The organism is Echinimonas agarilytica, from assembly GCF_023703465.1.
Lineage (GTDB): Bacteria > Pseudomonadota > Gammaproteobacteria > Enterobacterales > Neiellaceae > Echinimonas > Echinimonas agarilytica.
Window position 1 is genome coordinate 142,344 of sequence record NZ_JAMQGP010000008.1, and the last position, 24,171, is coordinate 166,514.

A 24,171-nucleotide genomic window follows, 5' to 3' on the forward strand; every position below is an offset into this window, starting at 1 on the left:
AAAAGGTGTTATTTATGTCGGGCCAAGGTTCAGGTGGTAATGTTGTTGCCGCTTTGTGTAGCTTCTTTATTCCAGGTTTAGGGCAATTAGTGCAAGGTCGAATCTTGCCAGCTATTTTATTCTTTATTGTGATCGCCTTATGTTACATAGGCTGGGTGATTATTATACCCGGTATAATCGGTTTGTTTATTCACCTTTGGTGCATTATCGATGCCGCCAAATTTAAAGCTTCAGGATCCAGTTAATGCTACGTTCTATTGCCCTTTGTTCAACCCTTATATTCTCGCTGCTGGGATGCGAAAGCACCTACTACGCTGCCATGGAAAAGGTGGGAGTACACAAACGCGACATCATGGTCGATCGCGTCGAAGAAGCTCGTGATGCGCAAGAAGATGCACAGGAACAATTCAAATCAGCGTTAGAGCAGTTTCAAGCGCTAACGAATTTTGACGGGGGCGATTTACAGCGTATGTACGAAGCAACTTCCGATTCTTATGAATCGAGCGCTGAATCTGCGCAAGATGTAACTCAACGAATCGATGCTGTTGAAGATGTAGCGGGTGCACTGTTTGATGAATGGGAAGATGAGATTGACCAAATCAGCAGCGATCGTCTCAAGCGAGACAGCCGCAACAAACTCAAAGCCACACAACGCAACTATCAAGACCTCATTCGTTCAATGCGCAAAGCAGAAGCGAAAATGGAGCCTGTCTTAGTCGCGCTCAAAGACAATATGTTGTACCTCAAACATAACCTAAACGCAGCGGCCATCGGTTCTCTTGAACAAGAATACCGTGTGATTAAAAGCGATATTGATGTATTGATTTCTGAAATGAACGCGTCGATTGCCACGTCCAATGAGTTTATTGAAAGCTTGCGCGGTACCTAACAGCCCTCAGCATTCAACACTTGTCTATAAAAAGCCGATCATTCGATCGGCTTTTTTATTGCAACCTTGTTATCCGGGTCGTAAATGCGGGCCAGTAAAATCTAACGCGCGACCAATACGGCAATGGTCTGTTAACCATCTCTGAAGCGACTCTAAATCTTGCGGGATTTTTAGGTCAATAATTCCCATCATCGGAGCATTACAAATCGTCACATCGTAGACCTGCTCATTCACCACAAGCGATATGTATGCTTCGCCTTGCCAATCGTCCACATCTGTCACCAACTTTACAAAAATTTGTCCATCAGACTGACGATATTTTTCCATGACTTCACCGCGATGGAGCACACCGCTAGGCATCCTAACCACAAGATCTTGCATGACATTAAAGCATCGGCAGGCGAGGAACCGCTTTGCCAATATCTGCGCTGAACTCAAGCCACTTTGACATTCTTCAGACACACAACCGCTCTGCACTTCCAAAAGGCAGCTATGGCAGTTGCCCTTTCGGCAACGATTCGGAATACAATGTCCCTGCTGTTCAAGCTGTTGCAGCAACGACTTGCCGCTTTTGAAATCAAAGCTAGTTTGTTCAAATGTAACGCGTGCCATTTAGTTCTAAACTTCCATTTTTAAAAAGCTTCGCACGATTAAAATTGGTAATTCGCGCCCACATAAATGCTGTTGTCGAACTTCATATGGTGATCCCGTTTATAATCAAACCGCACCACGCTATAACCCAACGACACATCAAGGTTTGGCATTAGTTGATAAGACACTTTTGCATCCCAATCATAATAACCATCGAGCTTGCTGCTGGTGAGTACGTTGGGTGAATAATAAGCGCTTGCGCTTAAAGAAACTTGGGGTGCGATTTCAATGCCATATTCTCCACCAACGGCAAATACGTAACCATCATCAAAGCCTTTGTCAGCAAACAGTCCTACCGCTTTAGCTCCCACAGAAAAGTTATGAATATCTCCAACATTAACGGCTCGAACACCGCCTTCGAGCAAATTTCCATGGTCAGTGGAGTAACTGTATTCGGTGAAAAACTCAGCGGCCGGGGCAATTTTGCTATCAAAGCCGATGGTAACTGTGTCGTTATTGAGTTCTAGATTCAGCTCAGAAGCATGAACTGACGGCAAAACTATCGCTAGAGAGCTAGCGGTCAGCAAACAGGTTTTTAGCATAATTCCTCAAACATAAAATGGGAAGGTAAACCAAAATGGACGGAGCATTAACATACCTATCCATTTGTATCTAAAGGGATTGATCTAGCCTAAACAAATATGAAACACATTTCAGGCGTAAAAAAGGGAGCCAAAGCTCCCTTTTACATCACTCAGGATGAATGAATCAAACGCGGCCGTTACGCTTACGATCGCTTTCAGTCAGTAATTTCTTACGAATACGGATATTCTCAGGCGTCACTTCAACAAGTTCGTCATCATTAATGAACTCTAATGCTTGCTCCAATGTGTAAACCACCGGTGGTGTCAACACTTGTGCTTCATCAGTTCCTGATGCACGGACGTTCGTGAGCTGTTTACCTTTCAAACAGTTCACTGTTAAGTCATTGGCGCGGCTGTGAATACCAATAATTTGGCCTTCATAGACTTCATCAGCATGTCGGGTAAATAACTTACCGCGCTCTTGAAGATTGAACAATGCATACGTCAACGCTTTACCTGTTGCGTTTGAAATCAATACGCCATTGGCACGCTGGCCAATAATACCGCCTTTGTGAGGGCCATAATGGTCGAACGTGTGATACAGCAAACCAGAGCCTGAAGTCATGGTCATGAATTCCGTTTGGAAGCCAATTAAACCGCGGCTTGGAATCATGAAATCTAAACGTAAGCGGCCTTTGCCATCCGGTGACATATTCGTCATTTCGGCTTTACGCAAACCTAATTGCTCCATCACAGGACCTTGATTATCTTCTTCGATATCAACCGTGAGAGTTTCGTATGGTTCAAGCGTTTGGCCATCTTCTTCTTTGATAATCACTTCTGGACGAGAAACAGCAAGCTCAAAACCTTCGCGGCGCATGTTCTCAATTAAGATACCCAAGTGAAGTTCACCACGGCCCGATACGCGGAACTTATCTGGGTGATCCGTTTCTTCCACACGCAATGCAACGTTATGCACCAGCTCTTGCTCTAAACGCTCAAGGATATTACGTGAAGTGACGTACTTACCTTCTTTACCAGCGAAAGGAGACGTGTTGACTTGGAACGTCATGGTCACAGTGGGTTCATCAACGCTCAACGGTGGCAATGCTTCGACATTGGTCACATCACAAATAGTGTCTGAAATTTTGAGTTCGCCCAAGCCCGTAATCGCAATAATATCGCCTGCATGGGCTTCAGGTACTTGATGACGATCGAGGCCGAGGTAACCTAATACTTGGCCAACTTTACCGTTACGAGTTTTACCGTCCGCCCCCACAATAGTGACTTGTTGATTCACTCGCGCACTACCACGAGTGATTCGGCCAATACCGATAACACCAACATAGGAGTTGTAATCAAGCTGAGAAATTTGCATTTGCAAGCCACCCTCAGTATCTGCAGATGGCGCTTCAACGTTTTCAACAATCGCTTCGAACAATGGCTCCATTGAATCGGAAGGCTCATCAACGTCTAGTGTTGCCCAGCCGTTAATCGCTGAAGCATAGATCGTTGTGAAATCTAATTGCTCGTCAGTTGCATCTAAGTTGTCGAACAAATCGAAAACTTGGTCCATGACCCAGTCAGGGCGAGCTCCAGGCTTATCAATCTTGTTCACCACCAAAATTGGCTTTAAACCTTGTGCAAAGGCTTTTTGCGTGACGAAGCGAGTTTGTGGCATTGGACCATCAACCGCATCAACCAAGAGCAAAACACAATCCACCATCGACATAACACGCTCTACTTCACCGCCAAAATCGGCGTGACCAGGGGTGTCTACGATATTAATGTGGTAGCCGTTCCATTCAATTGCCGTGTTCTTAGCAAGAATCGTAATGCCACGCTCTTTTTCAAGATCGTTAGAATCCATGACACGTTCGCCTGAGTCGGCTCGCACATCTAGAGTCCCAGACTGTTGTAAAAGCTTATCAACCAAGGTTGTTTTACCGTGGTCGACGTGCGCGATGATCGCGATATTTCTAATTTGTTTGGCCTGAGCACTCATTTGGGTTTATCCAGTTACATAAAAAAGAGCATTGCTGCAAAATTGGCCGACATTCTACATTGATCTGTGTCATTACAATAGTGCGAACCTGATCACGACCAAATATTTTGATTCCTGTACAAAGTAAACTCCGTTGCACCTCTATGGAACGGAGACTAATCACGGATCATTTCGGTGCACATTGCACCAACAAGATCCATTAAAACTCAGCGAAAATCACACTATTAGGGCATTTTTCGCCCCAAGTAATTGTTTTAATTAAACATGTCAGTTTTGGCACAAAAATAGCTAGAATTGAGCAGCTCAAAAACAAACGAAATGAATTCCGCAGAAATTAATTTTTGCGATTCGGAGGAATTTAAAGAATGTCACCAATCGAAAGTGTTCTGAATCAGTTAAAAACTGAAGAAGTAAAATTTGTTGACCTGCGTTTTACCGATACTAAAGGTAAAGAGCAGCACGTAACTATCCCTGCTCATCAAATCGACGAAGATTTCTTCGAAGATGGTAAAATGTTCGATGGTTCTTCTATCGCAGGTTGGAAAGGTATTAACGAATCAGACATGGTTCTGATGCCTGACGCAACTACAGCGTTGTTAGACCCGTTCTCAGACGAAACTACATTAATCGTCCGCTGTGACATTCTCGAGCCTTCAACAATGCAAGGCTACGACCGCGATCCACGTTCTGTTGCCAAGCGCGCTGAAGAGTATTTGAAGTCTACCGGTATCGGTGACACTTCATACTTCGGTCCAGAACCTGAATTCTTCATGTTTGACGACGTTCGCTTCACAACCGGCATGTCTGGCGCAAGCTACAGCGTTGACTCAGAAGAAGCTGGTTGGAACAGCGACAAAGAATACCCGGAAGGAAATTTGGGTCACCGTCCAGGTGTTAAAGGCGGTTACTTCCCAGTACCACCCGTTGATTCAGGCTACAACATCCGTCATGCAATGTGCATGCTTTTGGAAGAAATGGGCCAAACTGTTGAAGCACATCACCACGAAGTTGCAACTGCAGGTCAAAACGAAATCGCGACTATGTTCAACAGCTTGGTTAAGAAAGCTGATGAAGTACAAGTATTGAAATACGTTGTTCACAACGTTGCTCACGCGTATGGCAAAACTGCAACCTTCATGCCTAAGCCATTAGTTGGCGACAACGGTTCTGGTATGCATTGTCACCAGTCTATCTTTAAAGATGGCGACAACACATTCTCTGGCGACAAGTATGGCGGGTTGTCTGAAACTGCGCTTTACTACATCGGCGGTATCATCAAGCATGCTAAAGCAATCAACGCATTCGCAAATGCTGCAACTAACTCGTACAAGCGTTTAGTTCCAGGTTTTGAAGCACCAGTAATGCTTGCTTACTCTGCACGTAACCGTTCAGCTTCTATCCGTATTCCTTTCGTACCATCTCCGAAAGCGGTTCGCATTGAAGTTCGCTTCCCTGATCCAACAGGTAACCCATACTTGGCATTCGCGTCTATGTTGATGGCTGGCCTTGACGGTATCAAAAACAAGATTCACCCAGGTGAAGCAATGGACAAAGACTTGTACGACTTGCCAGCTGAAGAAGCTGCTGCAATTCCACAAGTTGCATCTTCTTTGGAAGAAGCATTGTCTGCACTGAGCAACGACCGTGAGTTCTTGAAAGCCGGCGGCGTATTCTCTGATGACATGATCGATGCTTACATCGAACTGAAATCAGCTGAAGTTGAACGTTTGAACATGACAACTCACCCTGTTGAGTTTGAAATGTACTACAGCGTTTAATCAACGTTAGAAAACTTCTGTGATGAAAGCCCGTGCAATGCACGGGCTTTTTTTTCATACTCAGAAAAGTATTTAGAATTCCCGCAGGCTATGGAATGGTTCGCTTTAGTTGTTTCTCGGTTCTTCTCTTAATCAGCTCGGTTACTTACGCCCAATCAGATGTATATCGGTGGGTCAATGAAGATGGCGTTGAAGTCTTTTCAGATCAACCCATTACAGGTGCAACATCGGTTGATTTAAGCACTAAAGCAATCAATATAGTCGAGTCCACCAAGCCTTCGACCAATGCTATAAGTGCGCAAAAAGAAGTTCAAAAAGAAATAGCAATGCTCAAAATTGAGTCACCCAATCACAAAGCTACTATCAGAAATGCAACTGGAGAATTGATCGTTACCGCTTCAACCACTTTACCAGTAGGCGTAACACAACGATTAGAACTGTTTTTAGACGGCGTTTCTGTTTCAGAGCCCCAATCTGGTACAAACTTTAAGCTCACCGGCATTGAACGAGGCGAACACCAGCTTCAGCTTAAATTAGTGAACAATCAGGGGTCATTATTATCTGAATCCAGCACTGTCACTTTTTACATGCACCGTCCTTCAGCACAACGTAAACCAATCGCTACACCAACGCCCACAAACTAAGCACTGATAGAGTCAATTCAGACATAAATAGGCAGACTTTTTGCATAGTCCTTATTAACTGTGGGAATTTAGAGAGTTCTCGACTTTATTACGTCATTTATCGCACCAAATCAGTGCGGAGCTATGATAAGCTGAAATGAGTGTTTGATTGAATGTTATTATTTGGTGCAACAAGAATGAGAATGAAACGATGAGCAGTGCTTCTGCACATTTACCGATAACCGGCATATCACAACCGCTATTAGAAAACCTTTCTACGGCAGTGATTCTCATCGATCAACGCCTGCAAATTCGTTATATCAACGCAGCCGGAGAGCAAATACTTTCCCAAAGTGCACAACGCTTGCTGGGTGAGAAATTCACCACTCTTTTTGAGCACTGTTCACTAGAACCAGATTTACTATTACGGTTGTTTTCTGAAGGACAAGGCTTTAGTGATGGTGAAGTTTCTTTAGTCCCCACAGAAGCCGAGCCTCTTTTGGCCGACATTGCTGCGGCGCCTATGAGTGTAGGTGGGCAAAGCTATGCATTGCTTGAACTTCGCCGCATCGATCAACAACGCCGGATTAGCCAAGAAATCATTCAAAGCGCCCAACAAACCGCTGCTCGTGATTTAGTTCGCAGCTTGGCTCACGAGATCAAGAACCCACTTGGGGGGCTTCGAGGAGCCGCGCAATTACTGCAAAAAGAGTTAGTGGATCCGAACTTAGGTGAATTCACCCAAATAATTATCGAACAAGCCGACCGACTCAGAAATCTAGTTGATCGCTTGCTGGGTCCACAACAACCCGGCCAACGAGCTGAACACAACATCCATAAGGTGCTGGAAACCGTCCGCCAGCTGGTCAGTATGGAAAAGTCTGAAGACTTAGCCATTGTGCCAGATTATGACCCCAGTATTCCTGAATTCCCTATGGATCCTGAACAAATGCAACAAGCGATTCTGAACATTGTTAAGAATGCATCAGAAGCGTTAAGCGGGAAAGGAAGAATTACCTTTCGCACCCGAATAGCAAACAGAGTGACGTTAAAAGGTGTGCAATATCGACTCGCCGTAGAGTTATCTATTATTGATAACGGCCCCGGTATTCCAATTGAATTACAAGACACACTTTTTTATCCCATGGTGTCAGGCAAACCACACGGTACCGGACTAGGGCTATCCATTGCACAAACATTAGCGGCGCAACACAGTGGCCGGATTGATTGCAGCAGTTGGCCTGGACATACCGAGTTCAAAATGACACTCCCAATACGCAAGGATTGATCGCAGTATGAAGAACGCTTCAGTTTGGATAATAGATGACGATAGCTCGATACGTTGGGTACTGGAGCGAGCCTTAGGTGCCGCTAATATTAGTTGTCAAAGTTTTGGTAGTGCTGAAGATGTGCTTACGGCACTGAATCAGTCGCAACCGCAAGTAATGATTTCAGACGTACGCATGGGCGGCATGGACGGCCTTGCAATGCTCAAGCAAGTGAAAGATCGATATGATGATATTCCAGTCATCATCATGACTGCGCATTCAGACTTAGACAGTGCCGTCACTGCTTTTCAAAGTGGTGCATTCGAGTATCTGCCTAAACCATTTGATATTGACGACGCCGTAACTTTGGTCAACCGTGCACTGACTCATTCCAATGAGCAACGCCGACTCAAAACGGGCTCTAATGCGCTAGACCAGAACATCGAAACACCCGAAATTATTGGTGAAGCGCCTGCAATGCAAGAGGTGTTTCGCGCCATTGGCCGCCTGTCGCGCTCTTCCATTAGCGTGTTAATTAATGGGGGGTCGGGCACAGGTAAAGAATTGGTTGCAAATGCACTGCATAAACACAGCCCACGCGCGAGTAAGTCATTTATTGCCTTGAACATGGCAGCGATTCCAAAAGATCTCATCGAATCAGAATTGTTCGGCCACGAAAAAGGCGCGTTCACCGGTGCTGGCGGACCTCGCCAAGGACGCTTTGAACAAGCCGACGGCGGAACTCTTTTCTTAGACGAAATTGGCGACATGCCAATGGAAGTTCAGACTCGATTGCTGCGTGTCTTATCGGACGGCCAATTTTATAGAGTAGGCGGACATTCTCCCATTTCAGTGGATGTTCGAATTATCGCGGCTACCCACCAAAATCTTGAACATTTAGTGCAAAAGAACCAGTTCCGTGAGGATCTATTCCATCGCCTCAATGTGATTCGTGTTCACTTGCCTTCATTAGCAGAGCGCCGCATTGATATTGCTCGATTGGCGCAACACTTTTTGCAACGTGCCGCTATTGATTTGGGGGTAGAAGCGAAAACATTGCATGCCGACACAGAACGTTATATGTCGCAACTCCCTTGGCCTGGCAATGTTCGCCAATTGGAAAACACATGTCGTTGGCTCACTGTGATGGCAAGCTCACAGGAAGTATTAGTATCCGATTTACCACCTGAATTGTTGAATGAGCCCCTTTCATCCTCAACCGATGAAGACGGCCAGATCATTTCTGGGCCCACTGGGGAGCACGCACAACAAAGTTGGAAACAATTACTACAAAATTGGGCAGATTCTCAACTTTCCGCAGGACACAGCAATATTCTGGAAGAAGCCACTGCTGAATTTGAACGCGTCATGCTTCGCTGTGCTCTGAATCATACCGGTGGCCATAAGCAAGAAGCTGCGCGTCGACTCGGTTGGGGGCGAAATACGCTCACACGTAAATTGAAAGAATTAGACATGTAAGCCCTTCATGCTCTGACGTCGTGTCCTACGCCAGAGCATGTGTTTTCTCCTGTGTTAACGCCTCTCAGAACCATGGCGCGCCCACAGTAGAATCATACTCCGCTCTGCCAGTTGATAACGGTTCACCGTTAACGCTGGAGCTAACCCCAAATCAGAAAAATCATCGGGCGATTCGAGTCCTGTGTCCACCATTCGATACCAATGAGCTTCTTCTAATTCTGGGAGCTCAAAGTCAAGCGGTTCATGATAAGCATTCACCGCAAAATACAACGTTTCTTGTGAATGTGGAGCCTTAATTTTGCAGGCAATGGTATGCGATGAACCCGACCAATCTGGCTGATTGCACCGCGTACCATGCCATTCAATATTAGATTGATCTAACATGTCAGCCAACGATTGGTTGAGCTGCCGGCTGAGGCCTGCATTGGTGCGTCGCATCAAAATTAAATGCTGCGTAAAGCGCAGTAAATCCGCATTTTCTTCCACCTTCGACCAGTCAAACCAACTGATCTCATTATCTTGGCAATAGGCATTATTGTTGCCACCCTGCGTACGACCCACTTCATCGCCCATGCTCAACATTGGAGTGCCCAATGAACACATCAAAGTGGCCATAAAGTTCTTCATTTGCCGCATACGAAGTCGATTGATGTATAGGTCATCAGTCGGCCCTTCTGCACCGCAATTCCAACTCAAGTTGTGGTTGTCACCATCGCGATTCGATTCGCCATTGGCTTCATTATGTTTGTCGTTATAACTCACTAAATCATTGAGCGTGAAACCATCATGAGCAGTGATAAAGTTAATGCTTCGATGCGGCACTGAATTGCGCTTCATGTAAATATCTGGGCTGCCAATCATGCGGTTAGCAAAATCGCTCACACGCTCTCGGTCACCTTTCCAAAAAGCGCGTACATCATCTCGATATTTACCATTCCACTCTTGCCAGCGATCGCCAATGAAACTGCCCACTTGATACAAGCCCGCCGCATCCCAAGCTTCCGCAATAATTTTAGTTTTGGCGAGTACAGGGTCAGTATCAATCGACCATAAGATAGGAGGGCTTGCCATCGGTTGGCCATTCTCATCTCTGGCCAACACAGATGCCAAATCAAACCGGAATCCGTCTACATGCATCTGTTGCACCCAATACCGCAATGCATGCCGGATCACGCGTCGTGCAATTGAGTGGTTGGCATTAAAGGTATTACCGCATCCGCTGTAATTAGTGAACTCGTTGTGCTCACTTAAAATGTAATAGGTGTCAGTATCTATGCCCTTAAAGCTTAAGTTAGGACCCCCATCGCCCCCTTCAGCCGTGTGGTTAAACACCACATCCAAATACACTTCAATATCAGCTTCATGCAGCGCCTTTACCATTTGGCGAAATTCATTGATAGCTCCCAGCGGCGATTTATCGACGGCATAATCAGAATGGGGGGCAAAGAAATTAATCGGACTATAGCCCCAGTAATTATTGGGTGAATTAGGCGGTACATCTTGCGGATCAAATTGCTGCACCGGCATCAGTTCGACCGCTGTGACCCCTAGATCTTTGAGGTATGGAATTTTATCGATAACGCCGAGGTAAGTGCCTCGGCGCTCCTCACTCACCCCTGAATTAGGGTGTGCGGTAAACCCTTTGACATGCATTTCATAAATAATGGTTTCAGCTAAAGGTCTCCCAATACGCTGGGTTTCCCCCCAATCAAACCCGCGGTGATCAACAACAACACCTAAAAAGCTTTTACCCACATTGTCGGCCCCGTATTCACAGGCCAACGCTCGGTCATAATGAGTACTCCTAGCCACACACTGAGCATACGGATCGAGCAACACTTTGCTGGGGTCAAACCAGCGTCCATTTTCAGGCTGGTGATAACCATAGACTCGATAACCATAGAGCTGGCCGGGCTGAATATCTCTGAGCCATACATGCCAATAATTGCCACTTCGATTTCGGCCCGGGTCGAGCATGACGATATGTGGATTACTGTCATCCACATGTTCAAACAGTAGTAATTCAACTGCCGTTGCATGCTGGCTATATAGACTGAAATTTACGCCTCCATCGAGCTGATGGGCGCCAATGGGGTAACTTTGTCCAACATTTAAACGTTGCGTCATGCGTAACTTCCAGCGTTAATAAATTTAGGGATAAAAAAACCCGGGCAATGCCCGGGTTCTTATTAGTCGAATCCGATTTCGGACCCTTTCGGAATCACAGTAATTCCTCCGGGTGACACATGGAATCGCTTACGGTCGGCCTCAGGACTTTCTCCAATCACTGTACCGGGAGCAATTTTGACATCTTTATCAATAATCGCTCTGCGAATACGACAACCTTCACCAATATCGTTGTTCCCCATAATCACGCAATTCTCAATATAAGAATGACTATGAATATGAACATTATGGCCAATGACGCTGTTGTAAATAATCGCACCACTAATAATCGAGCCCGCTGCAACCATTGATGAAATCGCTTGCCCTGTGCGGTTCGTTTCATCATGAACAAACTTTGCAGGAGGTACAGCTGGATGGTAACTACGCAGCGGCCAATGGCGATTGTATAAATTGATAGGCGGTTGGATTTTGATCAAATCCATGTTCGCTTCAAAATACGAGTCTATCGTACCCACATCACGCCAGTAACCACGGCTATATTCAGGTTCACCACGTATAATGTTAGTCGAAAAGTCGTAAACGAAAACTTTTCCTTCAGGGTAAAGTTTTGGAATGATGTCATGACCGAAATCGTGTTTTGAATCTTCAATCGCTGCATCTTCTTCAAGACTATTCATCAGTGTTGTGGCTTCAAACACATAGTTCCCCATTGATGCTAAGCACATCTCTGGCTGACCAGGAATAGTTTTGGCGTCTTCACGATTTGGTTTTTCTGCAAAACCAATCATGCGTCCTTCTTCGTCCACTTCAATAATGCCAAATTGGTCCGCTTCGCTGATATGCACAGGAATAGCTGCAACCGTTAATACGGCTTCTTTGTCATCATGAAAATTAATCATTTGGCGCACATCCATTTTGTAGATGTGGTCACCGCCGAAGATACACACTGTTTCTGGGTCTACACCGCGAATCAGGTGAATGTTTTGATAGACGGCATCAGCAGTGCCGATATACCAATGCTTACCCGTTTGCATTTGCGCCGGGATAGGATCGATAAAGCGATTAGTTAATCCCGAAACTTGCCATGCACGCGATAGATGCTTCATCAGCGAATGTGATTTGAACTGAGTCAGTACAAATATTTGTAGTAAATCTGAGTTGACGAAATTATTGAGAACGAAATCAATAATTCGGTAGTTTCCCCCAAACGGCACTGCTGGTTTTGCTCGGATACCCGTTAGAGGCGATAAGCGCGTCCCCTCTCCACCGGCCAAAATCATTGATAAGATTCCGGACATGACTTCTCCTTTCAATTACTAAAACGCACGCGGCACCATGAAACCGGTCCCACAAAATAATAAATCTTATACCTGTAAAATGACATTCGGATTAACTTCACGCGATTTAACCTTACAAAATGTATAGGTTTGCGGAAGGTCATGCGGACGAGACACATCAATGTGCCGTATACAGTCGTAGAGTCCTTAAAAATCGGGACTTTCTTTTAAACAGGATGTCTTCAAACTATCACAATTAATAGTAGTCAGTGAACTTGAATTTCTGGTATTACCAGACATCGATCACATTTCTCAAGGGTTCTTTTGGCTTGTAAAATTAACCCATATTGGATTGTGATCAGACGCATCTGATGCGGTGCTTTTGGCTTCAACAATATTCAGCTTTCGATAGAAAACATGATCCAATGCATAGCCAAAAATTTCACTACGAACATCGGGTCTGAACGCTATTGGTTGCAGGTTTAATTGGCTCAGAGCTTCATCAAGTGCCTGTTGGCGTCCTTCTCGCCAAGTATTAAAATCACCCGCCCAAATCATCGGTCCATGATGGGTAGATGCTACGCGCACAATATCATTCAGTTGTGCATTGTAATCTTCCAAGCCTAAAGCGAAGTTAATCGCATGAATATTAATCACCCATAGAGATTCACCTTCGGGTAATGCATATATTGTTAATAGCGCTGTCTTAGGGAATAGAATCCAAGGCTCTGTGCGCCAAAAACCGCACGTTCCGATAGCTTCATATCGGCTTAAACTGGCGACTCCAATCACAGATTGAGACACCGTAAAGGCGCGTGCTTGAACCCAGTGCCATTGGTCGACCGGGAGGGTAGAAAAAAGTGTTGACTGACTCACAACCTCTTGCAGCAATAACAAATCGGTGGTGGTCGCATATTGGTTCAACTCAGCAATCACATTATTTCGCTGTTGCTTGTACACATTCCAGCTCAACACTGAGAATTCAGACTCAAGTACATTATGTGCGCTTGCAGCAACCACCTCCACACCGTCTAGGCATTCGCCCGCCACAAATTGCTCTTGGCGATCTACAACTTGTTTATGTTCAGGTATTTGCCAAGGTAAACTCAAAGTTCCAATGGCGAACAAAGACAATGCAATCGTCATATCGCTTATACTCGTTTAAGTCTAATTACGACAAAGTTATGAACAAAAGGTTTAGCGCATGAAGTCATCGAGTATTATCCGCATTCCTCGTCAATGGAAAAGTCAGCACTCTGATGCGCTGTCTGCGGATCAGAATACCCGAATCGGCCAACAAATCACTTGTTGTAATCTTCACGAAAAGCCAGGGGCTGGCATGCGCCTAGTTTCGCGCGAAGATGATGCCATTGCCATTCGTTTGCAATTAATCGACCAAGCCGACCGAAGCTTAGACATGCAATATTACAAATGGCTGGACGACAACGGTGGCTCACTGATTTTGTCGCATGTAATTGCCGCTGCCGATCGCGGGGTGCGAGTTCGTTTACTGATCGACGATATTCATTTCGATTCAGACGTGAACGCTCAAGCCTTGGATGCTCATCCTAACATTGAGATTCGTCTTTTTAACCCCTTTGAATCTCGCCGCATGACGCCCCTAACTCGGCCTTTGGAATGGCTCAGGAATGATCGCGTCAATCATCGTATGCACAATAAGCTCATTGTCGCTGACAACTTAGTGGCGCTATGTGGCGGCCGCAATATTTCTGATTCTTATTTTGGATTATCAGAGCGCATTACTTTTAGAGATTTAGATTTAGTCGTCATTGGCGAAGTCATTCAAGAAATGTCGGACGCATTCGACAGTTTTTGGAATAGCCGCTGGGCCGTCCCTGTATCGCTATTGGTAAAGGTCAGTCTACCCGAGCGCCAACGTCAACGATTCCAAGCCATGCTGCGTCGCTTTAAGCGCTCAAGGCAGTATGGCAAAGGCGCCAAGTTACAAGAGCTGGCCAATCACCAAATCTCTAACTTCACCGAAAATTTAATCTGGGCTCCGGCTCATATCATTTATGACAAGCCCAGTAAGGTTCGCAATAGCCAGGGTAAGAAGCCGTCGCGCGTGCACCAATTCAATCTATTGCTCGATGCGCTTGAGCAGGTGAATCAAAGCATTCACGTCATTACTCCCTACCTGATCCCCACGCCAGGTATGCTCGCTTTGCTCGCGACCTATAAATTAAAAGGCGTGAAGGTCAGCATTCTCACTAATTCGTTGGCCAGTAATGATGTGGTCATGGCTCATGGCGGTTATGCACATTATCGAAAGCAGCTGCTTCAATGTGGTGTTAAGCTATATGAATTGTCGCCATCAGCTCGGTTCAATCCGCCCAGCATTGCGCCATACAGTTTGCATGCAAAAACCTTGGTGCTAGATGGCAAGGCAGTATTTATTGGCACGCACAACGCCGATCCTCGCTCAATTCACTTGAACACTGAAATGGGCATACTGGTCGATAGCATCGCTTTGTCAGTTCAGGTGCTACAGGTATTTGATGAACACACGACTCAAGGCAACAGTTGGCGTGTATTTATTCGATTTGGTGCAATATTTTGGCGCAGGCAGCACAAAGGGCGCACGCAACTAAAACGACACGAACCAGAAACTCACTGGAGACGACGCTGGTTAGCCAAAATGTGCGGGTGGCTTCCCATTCATAAACAACTTTAGATCACTTTAATAATGAATTTGAATGACTTATTTCACAAATAGAGTAAGTTGGACAATCAAAAGCTTCAGGTTAATAAAAAGTTGCCGATAAAATGTTAACGACGCCAACCTGTCGTAATGGTGGCGTGATCATACTCAAGTATTAAGGATAAAAACCAAATGACTTCAATCGGGTCACGCTTGTTTCTTTCTGTGCTAGCAGCTGCAATTATTGCATCTGTGATCAGTTCATTTATTACACAAGCCTTTGCTTTTGATGGCTTAATGGCAACGGTCACGTCTATTGTCATTCTAAGCTTATTGTTGTGGGCGGCGGTCAGCTGGAGTGTGAGTCAATTTGTGACCGAACCTCTGAGCCAAGCTCTGAAGCGCTTAAGCAAAAAAACGTATCAAGGCGACCCGATTCAACAACTCAGCCAAATATCTCAGAGCAATGAAGAAAAAATGACTCAATTCAGCCAGCAATTGCAGTCATTGAGCAATACCGTTGAGATGAATGCAGAGTCGATGGCTGCTGCAAACGACAACACCATTACCGTGAGTAATCAACAACAACGTGAATTGCTCCAATTATCTGACACCATTGAGCAACTGAACTCAACGGCAGAAAAAGTAGCCGAAACAGCATCAGACACGAGTGAACGAACACAACATACCCGCGAGTTTGCCGATCAAGGCGCGACCATCGTTATTAGCTCAATGGACACGGTGAATCGTCTAACCGAACAAATTGATACCACAGCTGAAAAAGTTCAAGTCCTGCGCGACAACAGCGAAAACATTAGTTCAGTACTCACTGTGATTCGCTCCATTGCAGAACAAACAAACTTACTCGCGTTGAATGCTGCAATTGAAGCCGCGCGCGCCGGTGAACAAGGCCGAGGATTTGCCGTGGTTGCCGACGAAGTTCGTTCTTTGGCACAGAAAACGCAACAGTCCACCGAAGAAATTGAATCCATCATTGCCGAACTGCAGCGTGCCGCAGGTGAAGCCAACTCAGCGATGCATGAAAGCCAATCAGCCGCGCAGCAAACCATTGAGACATCCGCGAAAGTCAGTGATGCTTTGGAGCATATTCGCGCTAACATCACCACCATTAGCGAGATGAACCATCAAGTTGCAGAACAATCATCATCGCAACAAAACATAGCCGCCGAAGCCACAGGCCTTGTGAATTCAATGCAAGGATTGTCGGAAACAGTGGCCCGAAACGTTGAAGTTGTGAGCGAAAACAGCCAGCAATTGGCAACCGAAAGTGCAGCTCTCAAAGCTCACGTCAACGATTTACAGCCTTAATTCCATCTCAGTGCCACTGACTAAGTTTCGTCAGTGGCCTAACAAATACGGTACACTCGCGCCTCTCTCGCTGACTGTGATCATGACCCATGGCAATTGTTGAACTCCACCTTCCTATTGAAAGCCCAAATAATCAGCAATCTTCCGTGGTTCAGCTTCTCGCACACCATTGCGAACTCTCCAACGCTGACATCAAACAAGCCGTGAGTAAAGGCGCACTTTGGTTAGAACGTACAGGTCGTGTTAAACGGCTAAGGCGCATGAAGCCGGTCTTGCGGGCTCAAGACACTCTGCACTTTTATTACAATAGCGACGTACTCGCCCAAACTGTTACGCCAGCAGTACTCATTGAAGACTTTAAAGAGTACAGCCTTTGGTACAAACCCTACGGCGTGCTCTCACAAGGCAGTAAATGGAGCGATCATTGCACTATTCATCGTTTTGTAGAGCAGTATTTTGACCACCAGCGTAGTTGCTTTATTGTGCACCGATTAGACCGAGCTGCATCCGGCCTCATTATTATTGCGCATAGCAAAAACGCCACGCGAGCCTTTGGTAAGCTATTCGAGCAGCACGACTTATTAAAACGCTATAGTATCGCAGTATTTGGCAATGCCCGCGCACTAGACTCTCTCATCGTCACACAAGAAATTGATAATAAACCTGCCAAAAGTACACTTAGCTTTGTCGAGTATGATGCCCAGCTCGATTCGTCATTGGTGTGCGTAGATATTGATACTGGCCGCAAGCATCAAATTAGAAAACATGCCGCGTTTGCTGGTTTTCCAGTTATTGGCGATCGACTACACGGTATTGAAGCGCAGACTTCAGAACATCAAGCCATCTCGCCCCTTCATCGCCAATTACAATATCAAAACAACCTACAATTGTGCGCTGTTGAGCTTGCCTTCATATGCCCTATAACCGGCATTCCTCGCCATATTAAATTGCCTGCAGCACACTCCATTTCACTCGCGAAGATATCGTCATAAACAGGTCAAGCCGAGGCAATCGTTCAAAGCTCTTCGCCCTATTCAACAATACCGTTCTGCCGAACCTTAGCTATGATTACATTTGTTTACAGATCTTTAAGAAGAATGTCTTCACACCGTAGCTGGACTTGCAAAGTGCTGTGATAGACTCGATGAGTTCGACTCGCCAACCCATATGATTTTAGAGGTTTTTCATGGAAACATTATCAGCAGCGGTCATGCTGTTTTTGATTATGGATCCGCTCGGGAATTTGCCTGTATTCATGTCAATCATGAAACAAGTCGATCCTAAACGTCGACGCAAGGTTTTGATTCGAGAATTACTCATTGCGTTGGGCATTATGTTGGTATTTCTCTATACCGGCTCAAGCATTTTATCGTTTCTGCACCTCAAACAAGAAGCCGTAAGCATCGCTGGTGGCATTATTTTATTCTTAATTGCGATTCGTATGATTTTTCCGCAGCCAGGAGGCGTCATTGGCTTAGAGCCCGGCGAAGAGCCACTCATTGTTCCAATGGCCATCCCGCTCGTGGCTGGGCCATCTATTTTGGCGGCACTACTGCTATTAGCAAATCAAGAACCGACACGCATGGTTGATTGGACCATTGCTCTATTCACTGCTTGGTTACCCACAACGGTCATTTTACTATTTTCACAAAGCTTCCACCGTTGGCTCGGTGAGCGAGGCTTAGTCGCCATGGAGCGTTTAATGGGCATGATCCTCGTGATGCTCAGTGTGCAAATGTTTCTAGATGGTATTGCCGACTACCTTTCAGCGAGTTTGCACTAGTGGCATTGGAATTTCTCAGTCATGCCGACAACACCTTGCAAGCTTACTTGCTCAAAGGTTGGTTTGAACAACAAGGAATTGCGGTGCAGATCCGCGGTGAAGTGCTGGGTGGCGCGGTAGGAGAACTACCCACCGAAGTACTTCAACCCCAGTTGTGGACTGACATCGAACACTTAGACAAAGCACAAATCTTATTGAAGTCATGGCAATCTGAACCTTCTTCTTCACTATGGTTTTGTCGCCATTGCAGCGAAGAAAATCCAACAAGTTTTGATACTTGCTGGAGCTGCGGTACCGAATCTCAAAGGAACACTTAATTATGTCGTTCAATCATAATTTGCGCGATTTATCGCCTAAACAACAACTTGCTTTCGCTGCAGCAATCGCAGAGCGGATGCTACCCAACTACCAACTGTTTTCTTCACGCACGGATGATGATGCTCACCTCAAAGTACGCGCTATTTTAGACACCGTTTGGGAACACCTAACGATTCGAGGCAGCCGCATAGACTTTGCCAAGCAGGCCGAAAAACTGCAGGAGCTAGTCCCCGACACTGTTGGCGATGAAAGTCTTGGCAGTTATCTGGCGCTCGATACGTCACTTGCAGTTGATCATTGCCTGCAGTTGCTACTGCAAGCCGACGATGAACAAGTTGTCAGTATTAGTCGTTTGTCACGGGCAAGTGTCGCGCGATTTTTAGAAGTCACTGAACCAGAAACAGCCGAAGGACGTTTATCAGAGCAACCGCTCATGCAATACGAGCACGAATGCCAAAACGAAATTCTTGCCTTTGTTCAAGCACACGAGTCGTCACCCAACGACATGAAGGCCTTGCGTCAAATGATAAAAGAACAAGAAGTGAGCAGCATTGGTATTGAACGATAGTGGCCACTGACGCCCTTATCAATCAATATCTATCGTAAAAAAGTTTTAAAGGAGACGCAATGAAGCGGCTTATTATCGCATTACTGATTCTTGCCGTAGCCGCCGCTGTGTATTGGCGCTACGACCAAAATAAAGCAACTCAAGAACGCGCTCGCGGCATTCCCTCTGTGGTTGCTCAACTGCCTGTCAGCATTGAAATGGCCGACAAATTTGAGGCGCTTGGCACGTTGTTGGCCAACAATAATATCGAAGTGACAGCCAATACCACAGAGAAAGTCGTCGCCGTGTCTTTTGTTGATGGGCAGTCTGTGCAAAAAGGCGATGTATTAGTGGAATTACAAAGCGCAGAGCAATTTGCTCAATTGCAAGCTGCTCGGGTTAACCTTGCAGAGCAAGAGCGTGAATATCGACGAATTGAAGACTTAGTCCGCAAACGGACTGTTGCCAGTTCCGAGCTCGACCGTTTGCAGAGCTCTATTGATACTGCAAAGGCACGCATCGACGAGGCTCAAGCGAACCTAAATGACCGCATCATCCGGGCACCATTTAGCGGTCAGTTAGGCTTTCGCCAAATCAGTAATGGAGCCTTGATCACTCCAGGTACGGTGATCACCACGCTCGATGACATCAGCGTGTTGAAGCTAGACTTCCAAATCCCAGAACATTTCTTATCCACCATTCAAGCAGGCACCGAGATATCGGCCATATCTGATGCGTACTTAGGCCGAGAATTCAAAGGCACCGTCACCACCCTGTCATCACGAATTGATCCCGTGACGCGCTCATTAAGCGTGCGTGCTCGACTTGAAAACACCGACGGCTTATTGCGCCCCGGAATGCTCATGAAAGTCGAAGTGATTCGTGCCCGAAAATCTGTTCTCGCAATACCGGAGCAGGCCATTGTGATGCTGCAAAACAAGCAATTTGTATTTGTGGTTGATGCCGATGGAAATGCTCTTCAAAAAGACGTGAGCACCGGCATGCGACAAAATGGGCTGGTTGAAGTTATTCAAGGGTTAGAGGCGTCTGACTCAGTGATCACTGAAGGACGACTCAAAGTTCGCAACGGCGGTAAAGTGACCCTGCAAGAGGAAACTTGGCGCGGAGTCACCCCATGATCCTAACAGATATATCGGTAAAACGACCTGTTTTTGCCTCGGTGCTGAGCTTATTGCTATTGGCCTTTGGCTTGGTTTCTTTCGACAAATTACCATTGCGCGAATACCCCGATATTGATGCGCCGGTCGTGTCAGTCTCCACCAATTATCGCGGCGCATCTGCTTCAGTTGTGGAATCACGAATCACCAAGCGCATCGAAGATCGAATTAGCGGTGTGGAGGGCATTAAAAACATTATTTCAAGCTCTCAAGACGGTCGTTCTCAAATCACCATTGAGTTTGATATTGAACGCGACATTGATGCCGCAGCCAACGACATCCGAGAACGCGTATCTCGTATTTTAAATAACTTACCCGATGAAGCCGATCCACCTGAAGTGTCTAAGGCCGGAGCCGATGATGACACCATCATGTGGCTCAACCTGACCAGTGACCGAATGGACACTCTTGAGCTGACCGATTACGCCGAGCGGTATTTGGTAGACAGGTTCAGTGTGATCAACGGTGTTGGGCGTGTTCGAGTGGGCGGCGGTCTGAACTATTCATTACGAATATGGCTAGATCGCACCGCACTTGCTGCTCGAGATCTGACCGTTAACGATATTGAAGACGCACTGCGCCGCGAAAACGTTGAATTGCCTGCTGGGAATATCGAATCTCAAAATATGATGTTTACCGTGCGTATCAAGCGCGCTTATGAAACCGCTGAGCAGTTCTCGAACCTAGTGGTCGATCAGGGTGACAATGATTACCTCGTGCGTTTACGCGATGTTGCCAAAGTAGAAATTGGACCGGAAGAAAATCGAATATCGTTTCGGGGCAATGGTTCGCCCATGATTGGCCTTGGCATTACTAAGCAATCCACCGCGAATACACTAGAAGTTGCCATTGCCACACGCGAACTCACTGCTGATATCAATAAAACGTTGCCCGAAGGCATGGAGCTCATCGCTAGTTACGATTCAAGCGTCTTTATTGAGCGCTCCATCGATGAGGTGTATCAAACCTTATTTATCGCAATGGGGCTGGTGATCCTCGTCATTCTTCTGTTTTTGGGGAATGTCCGAGCTACACTCATCCCCGCATTAACTGTTCCAGTGTCGTTGATGGGTACCTTCATCATTTTATATATGCTGGGCTTCACCATTAACTTGCTTACCCTGCTGGCAATGATTTTAGCCATTGGGATGGTCGTTGATGACGCGATCGTCATGCTTGAGAATATTCATCGACGCATTGAGGAAGGCGAAACGCCTCTAGTGGCTGCGTTCTTAGGCGCCCGACAAGTGTCGTTTGCGGTGGTTGCAACCACCTTAGTACTGATTGCAGTATTCTTGCCCATTACATTTTTAGATGGCGATTTGGGCAAGCTATTCACCGAATTTGCCGTGGCAATGTCCGCAGCGGTTGCGTTTTCAAGCATTGTTGCGCTGACGTTGTCGCCCATGATGTGTTCGAAATTGCTCAAAGCCAACGATAAACCCAGTTGGCTTACACGTAAAATGGATGGCTTCATGGAGAAGCTGCGCTTGAGCTATCAAGCCACACTTGAGCGCCGTATTCGACAGCCTATCATCACAGTCGTCACCATCGTCATCGCCTTAGTTGCCGTGGCAAGTTTGTTTAATTTGATACCCGGAGAGTTCACGCCCAAAGAAGATCGGGGCGCATTCTTTCTGGTAGTAAATTCCCACGAAGGCGCAACCTTCACCTACAGCAAAGCCTATATGGATGAAATCGAAACTCGACTCATGCCAATGGTTGAGCGAGGTGACATTCGAAGATTACTCATTCGCGCGCCGCGCTCATTCGGCTCGTCCTCTGATTTTTCAGGCGGTTTCGCCATTTTAGTGTTGAACGACTGGGACAACCGCCCAAGCGCATGGAAACTTATGGGTGAAGTCCAACAACGCATTGGCGATCTGGCAGGCGTGCGTGCATTCCCCATTATGCGACAAGCATTAGGCGGAGGAGTCGGCAAGCCGGTTCAATTCGTGATTGGCGGCGGTGACTATGATGAGCTAGCACGCTGGCGCGATATCATGCTGGCTGAAGCACGCAAGAACCCCGGATTAATCGGGCTTGACCACGATTACAAAGAAACCAAACCTCAGCTCCGTGTGGTGGTCGACACTCAACGTGCAGGCGATTTAGGTGTGACCATTGCAGACATAGGCCGCACTCTGGAAACCATGCAGGGTTCGCGCGTTGTCACCACATTCCAGCAACGTGGTGAGGAGTACGATGTTATTCTAGAAGGCGATCGCGCCGTTCAGAGCAGTCCGTCTGATATCAGCAATATTTATGTCCGAAGTGATCGCACCAAAGCCCTAGTACCGCTCTCAAACTTGGTCACAATTGAAGAGTTTGCCGACGCATCGTCACTCAATCGCTACAATCGCATGAGGGCCGTCACGCTTGAAGCCAACTTAGCCGACGGTTATACCTTAGGTGAAGCCATTGATTCTTTGAATGAACTAGCTGAACGCTACTTACCTGCCGATGCGGTGATTAGTTACAAAGGGCAATCACAGGACTACGAAGAGTCTGGGGGGTCTATTTACTTTGTATTCGCTCTCGCTCTGGTGGTGGTGTTCCTGGTGTTAGCCGCTCAATTTGAAAGCTATGTGCACCCACTTGTGATCATGCTCACCGTACCGTTAGCGATATTTGGTGCTCTTTTGGGTCTGTATTTATTTGGGCAGTCCCTTAATATTTACAGCCAAATCGGCATCATCATGCTCATCGGGTTGGCCGCCAAGAATGGTATTTTAATTGTTGAGTTTACCAACCAATTAAGAGATCAGGGTCGTCCCTTCGAGCGGGCTATTGTCGAAGCGGCGGGCCAGCGACTTCGGCCTATTTTGATGACCGGTGTCACCACTGCACTTGGCGCGTTGCCATTAGTACTAAGCTCAGGTGCGGGCAGTGAAACACGAATTGTGATTGGTGTTGTAGTATTAACCGGCATTATCGTGGCCACCCTCTTCACCTTGCTCATTGTGCCATCGATTTATGCCTTACTTGCACGCCATACAGGTTCGCCAGATGACGTCAGCAATGAATTGGAACATCAGTTAAACCAAAACAAAATGGCCAACACACCATCAGATCGAGCGCCTTAATTGGCAGTTCGCTCAAATTGATACAAGTAGCCGTGCGATTGGCCGGCTACTTTATCTCGATACAGCTCAAAATCGGCAGGTAATAGAGGCATCGGCAACTCCGCCTCCGCTTCCATGTATATCCACGCATCATCAGCTAACCAAGGCTTTAGCAATGCCAAAGTAGGCGCAACTAACGCTTTGCGAAACGGCGGATCGATAAACACCACATCAAAACGTCGCGATGCGCCCTTTAAAAAGTCCAATACGTCTGCGCAAACAACTTCAATTGCATCCGACTTCAGCAATCCCGCGTTCGCTTTAAGTTGCTGCACCACCTGCTTGTCTCGCTCAACAGCAACAAGTGAAGCACCATAACGTGACATGGCTTCAAAGCCTAAACCACCTGCCCCCGCATACAAATCAAGTATATGAGCACCATCAAGGGATCCCTGCAGCCAATTAAAAAGTGTTTCTTTTTGGCGGTCCGTGGTTGGGCGCAATCCGGCTACATCGCGCACCGGTAAACGCCGTCCGCGCCATTGACCTGCAATAATTCGAATTTGTCCGCTACTCTTCGCCATTAATTAAATCCACTACTGAAGCTGTGATTGGTGAAAATTTCCCGCGAAGCGGGTAACATCTGCGACTATTCTAACAGCCTTTTT

General features: G+C 46.3%; 21 protein-coding genes. 14 read left to right on the forward strand and 7 right to left on the reverse strand.

The features are described from left to right. Positions 1 to 14: 14 nt before the first annotated feature. Positions 15 to 245, forward strand: a complete 231-nt coding sequence (locus NAF29_RS15275; RefSeq protein ID WP_251262489.1) for a hypothetical protein — start codon at positions 15 to 17, stop codon at positions 243 to 245. Further along, positions 245 to 889, forward strand: a complete 645-nt coding sequence (locus tag NAF29_RS15280; protein WP_251262490.1) for a DUF2959 domain-containing protein — start codon at positions 245 to 247, stop codon at positions 887 to 889. The genes NAF29_RS15275 and NAF29_RS15280 overlap by 1 nt, the downstream gene beginning before the upstream one ends. Positions 890 to 958: 69 nt before the next feature. Here NAF29_RS15280 and NAF29_RS15285 read toward each other — a convergent pair whose 3' ends face one another. From NAF29_RS15285 to typA, 3 genes are all read right to left on the reverse strand, one after another. Next, positions 959 to 1,501 carry a 2Fe-2S iron-sulfur cluster-binding protein gene (locus tag NAF29_RS15285; protein WP_251262491.1) on the reverse strand — a complete coding sequence of 181 codons (543 nt, stop codon included), beginning with the start codon at positions 1,499 to 1,501 and terminating at the stop codon, positions 959 to 961. 38 nt (positions 1,502 to 1,539) lie between these two features. Further along, positions 1,540 to 2,082, reverse strand: a complete 543-nt coding sequence (locus NAF29_RS15290) for a YfaZ family outer membrane protein (protein ID WP_251262492.1) — start codon at positions 2,080 to 2,082, stop codon at positions 1,540 to 1,542. 166 nt (positions 2,083 to 2,248) lie between these two features. Further along, on the reverse strand, positions 2,249 to 4,069 hold the full coding sequence (gene typA / locus NAF29_RS15295) for a translational GTPase TypA (RefSeq protein ID WP_251262493.1): 1,821 nt from the start codon (positions 4,067 to 4,069) through the stop codon (positions 2,249 to 2,251). Positions 4,070 to 4,434: 365 nt separating this feature from the next. On the opposite strand from typA, the gene glnA reads away from it, so the two are divergent. The 4 genes from glnA (at position 4,435) to glnG (ending at position 9,217) form a co-directional block, all read left to right on the forward strand. Continuing rightward, positions 4,435 to 5,847 carry a glutamate--ammonia ligase gene (glnA, locus tag NAF29_RS15300; RefSeq protein ID WP_251262494.1) on the forward strand — a complete coding sequence of 471 codons (1,413 nt, stop codon included), beginning with the start codon at positions 4,435 to 4,437 and terminating at the stop codon, positions 5,845 to 5,847. 95 nt (positions 5,848 to 5,942) lie between these two features. Beyond that, positions 5,943 to 6,491 carry a DUF4124 domain-containing protein gene (locus tag NAF29_RS15305; protein ID WP_251262495.1) on the forward strand — a complete coding sequence of 183 codons (549 nt, stop codon included), beginning with the start codon at positions 5,943 to 5,945 and terminating at the stop codon, positions 6,489 to 6,491. Positions 6,492 to 6,681: 190 nt separating this feature from the next. Further along, complete coding sequence (gene glnL, locus NAF29_RS15310) at positions 6,682 to 7,758, forward strand: nitrogen regulation protein NR(II) (RefSeq protein WP_251262496.1); 1,077 nt, start codon at positions 6,682 to 6,684, stop codon at positions 7,756 to 7,758. A gap of 7 nt (positions 7,759 to 7,765) precedes the next feature. Continuing rightward, entirely contained in the window at positions 7,766 to 9,217 is a 1,452-nt protein-coding gene (gene glnG / locus NAF29_RS15315; protein ID WP_251262497.1) for a nitrogen regulation protein NR(I), read from the forward strand. 54 nt (positions 9,218 to 9,271) lie between these two features. Here the strand turns inward: glnG and glgX are convergent, their stop codons facing one another. From glgX to NAF29_RS15330, 3 genes are all read right to left on the reverse strand, one after another. Then, on the reverse strand, positions 9,272 to 11,344 hold the full coding sequence (glgX, locus tag NAF29_RS15320) for a glycogen debranching protein GlgX (RefSeq protein WP_251262498.1): 2,073 nt from the start codon (positions 11,342 to 11,344) through the stop codon (positions 9,272 to 9,274). A gap of 62 nt (positions 11,345 to 11,406) precedes the next feature. Further along, a complete protein-coding gene (gene glgC, locus NAF29_RS15325) occupies positions 11,407 to 12,642 on the reverse strand; it encodes a glucose-1-phosphate adenylyltransferase (protein WP_251262499.1) in 1,236 nt (411 codons plus the stop codon). A 291-nt stretch (positions 12,643 to 12,933) separates the two neighbouring features. After that, on the reverse strand, positions 12,934 to 13,767 hold the full coding sequence (locus tag NAF29_RS15330) for an endonuclease/exonuclease/phosphatase family protein (protein ID WP_251262500.1): 834 nt from the start codon (positions 13,765 to 13,767) through the stop codon (positions 12,934 to 12,936). Positions 13,768 to 13,825: 58 nt separating this feature from the next. Between NAF29_RS15330 and NAF29_RS15335 the strand changes: the two genes are divergently transcribed. From NAF29_RS15335 to NAF29_RS15370, 8 genes are all read left to right on the forward strand, one after another. Continuing rightward, the gene (locus NAF29_RS15335; RefSeq protein WP_251262501.1) at positions 13,826 to 15,316 is read left to right on the forward strand and encodes a phospholipase D-like domain-containing protein; all 1,491 of its coding nucleotides are present in this window, start codon (positions 13,826 to 13,828) and stop codon (positions 15,314 to 15,316) included. A gap of 159 nt (positions 15,317 to 15,475) precedes the next feature. Continuing rightward, complete coding sequence (locus tag NAF29_RS15340) at positions 15,476 to 16,612, forward strand: methyl-accepting chemotaxis protein (protein WP_251262502.1); 1,137 nt, start codon at positions 15,476 to 15,478, stop codon at positions 16,610 to 16,612. A gap of 89 nt (positions 16,613 to 16,701) precedes the next feature. Then, entirely contained in the window at positions 16,702 to 17,604 is a 903-nt protein-coding gene (locus NAF29_RS15345; RefSeq protein WP_251262503.1) for a pseudouridine synthase, read from the forward strand. A 194-nt stretch (positions 17,605 to 17,798) separates the two neighbouring features. Further along, positions 17,799 to 18,395 carry a YhgN family NAAT transporter gene (locus tag NAF29_RS15350; RefSeq protein ID WP_251262504.1) on the forward strand — a complete coding sequence of 199 codons (597 nt, stop codon included), beginning with the start codon at positions 17,799 to 17,801 and terminating at the stop codon, positions 18,393 to 18,395. Beyond that, positions 18,395 to 18,712, forward strand: coding sequence for a putative signal transducing protein (locus tag NAF29_RS15355; protein WP_251262505.1), 318 nt, complete (start codon positions 18,395 to 18,397; stop codon positions 18,710 to 18,712). The genes NAF29_RS15350 and NAF29_RS15355 overlap by 1 nt, the downstream gene beginning before the upstream one ends. A gap of 2 nt (positions 18,713 to 18,714) precedes the next feature. After that, complete coding sequence (locus tag NAF29_RS15360) at positions 18,715 to 19,281, forward strand: YjaG family protein (RefSeq protein ID WP_251262506.1); 567 nt, start codon at positions 18,715 to 18,717, stop codon at positions 19,279 to 19,281. A gap of 59 nt (positions 19,282 to 19,340) precedes the next feature. Beyond that, the gene (locus NAF29_RS15365) at positions 19,341 to 20,399 is read left to right on the forward strand and encodes an efflux RND transporter periplasmic adaptor subunit (protein ID WP_251262507.1); all 1,059 of its coding nucleotides are present in this window, start codon (positions 19,341 to 19,343) and stop codon (positions 20,397 to 20,399) included. Next, positions 20,396 to 23,524 (forward strand): efflux RND transporter permease subunit, encoded by a 3,129-nt coding sequence (locus NAF29_RS15370; RefSeq protein WP_251262508.1) that lies wholly within the window; start codon positions 20,396 to 20,398, stop codon positions 23,522 to 23,524. Before NAF29_RS15365 ends, NAF29_RS15370 begins: the two co-directional genes overlap by 4 nt. Here the strand turns inward: NAF29_RS15370 and rsmD are convergent. Then, a complete protein-coding gene (gene rsmD / locus NAF29_RS15375) occupies positions 23,521 to 24,087 on the reverse strand; it encodes a 16S rRNA (guanine(966)-N(2))-methyltransferase RsmD (protein ID WP_251262509.1) in 567 nt (188 codons plus the stop codon). The two genes, NAF29_RS15370 and rsmD, sit on opposite strands and share 4 nt — an antisense overlap. Positions 24,088 to 24,171 lie beyond the last annotated feature (84 nt).

Bases quoted from the DNA above. Each gene is read 5' to 3' on its own strand.
- glgX (WP_251262498.1), bottom strand. From the start codon at position 11,344: ATGACGCAACGTTTAAATGTTGGACAAAGTTACCCCATTGGCGCCCAT.
- NAF29_RS15275 (WP_251262489.1), top strand. From the start codon at position 15: ATGTCGGGCCAAGGTTCAGGTGGTAATGTTGTTGCCGCTTTGTGTAGC.
- NAF29_RS15285 (WP_251262491.1), bottom strand. From the start codon at position 1,501: ATGGCACGCGTTACATTTGAACAAACTAGCTTTGATTTCAAAAGCGGC.
- NAF29_RS15370 (WP_251262508.1), top strand. From the start codon at position 20,396: ATGATCCTAACAGATATATCGGTAAAACGACCTGTTTTTGCCTCGGTG.
- NAF29_RS15290 (WP_251262492.1), bottom strand. From the start codon at position 2,082: ATGCTAAAAACCTGTTTGCTGACCGCTAGCTCTCTAGCGATAGTTTTG.
- NAF29_RS15335 (WP_251262501.1), top strand. From the start codon at position 13,826: ATGAAGTCATCGAGTATTATCCGCATTCCTCGTCAATGGAAAAGTCAG.
- NAF29_RS15360 (WP_251262506.1), top strand. From the start codon at position 18,715: ATGTCGTTCAATCATAATTTGCGCGATTTATCGCCTAAACAACAACTT.
- NAF29_RS15340 (WP_251262502.1), top strand. From the start codon at position 15,476: ATGACTTCAATCGGGTCACGCTTGTTTCTTTCTGTGCTAGCAGCTGCA.
- NAF29_RS15330 (WP_251262500.1), bottom strand. From the start codon at position 13,767: ATGACGATTGCATTGTCTTTGTTCGCCATTGGAACTTTGAGTTTACCT.
- rsmD (WP_251262509.1), bottom strand. From the start codon at position 24,087: ATGGCGAAGAGTAGCGGACAAATTCGAATTATTGCAGGTCAATGGCGC.
- glgC (WP_251262499.1), bottom strand. From the start codon at position 12,642: ATGTCCGGAATCTTATCAATGATTTTGGCCGGTGGAGAGGGGACGCGC.
- NAF29_RS15350 (WP_251262504.1), top strand. From the start codon at position 17,799: ATGGAAACATTATCAGCAGCGGTCATGCTGTTTTTGATTATGGATCCG.
- glnG (WP_251262497.1), top strand. From the start codon at position 7,766: ATGAAGAACGCTTCAGTTTGGATAATAGATGACGATAGCTCGATACGT.
- NAF29_RS15305 (WP_251262495.1), top strand. From the start codon at position 5,943: ATGGTTCGCTTTAGTTGTTTCTCGGTTCTTCTCTTAATCAGCTCGGTT.
- NAF29_RS15280 (WP_251262490.1), top strand. From the start codon at position 245: ATGCTACGTTCTATTGCCCTTTGTTCAACCCTTATATTCTCGCTGCTG.
- typA (WP_251262493.1), bottom strand. From the start codon at position 4,069: ATGAGTGCTCAGGCCAAACAAATTAGAAATATCGCGATCATCGCGCAC.
- glnA (WP_251262494.1), top strand. From the start codon at position 4,435: ATGTCACCAATCGAAAGTGTTCTGAATCAGTTAAAAACTGAAGAAGTA.
- NAF29_RS15365 (WP_251262507.1), top strand. From the start codon at position 19,341: ATGAAGCGGCTTATTATCGCATTACTGATTCTTGCCGTAGCCGCCGCT.
- NAF29_RS15345 (WP_251262503.1), top strand. From the start codon at position 16,702: ATGGCAATTGTTGAACTCCACCTTCCTATTGAAAGCCCAAATAATCAG.
- glnL (WP_251262496.1), top strand. From the start codon at position 6,682: ATGAGCAGTGCTTCTGCACATTTACCGATAACCGGCATATCACAACCG.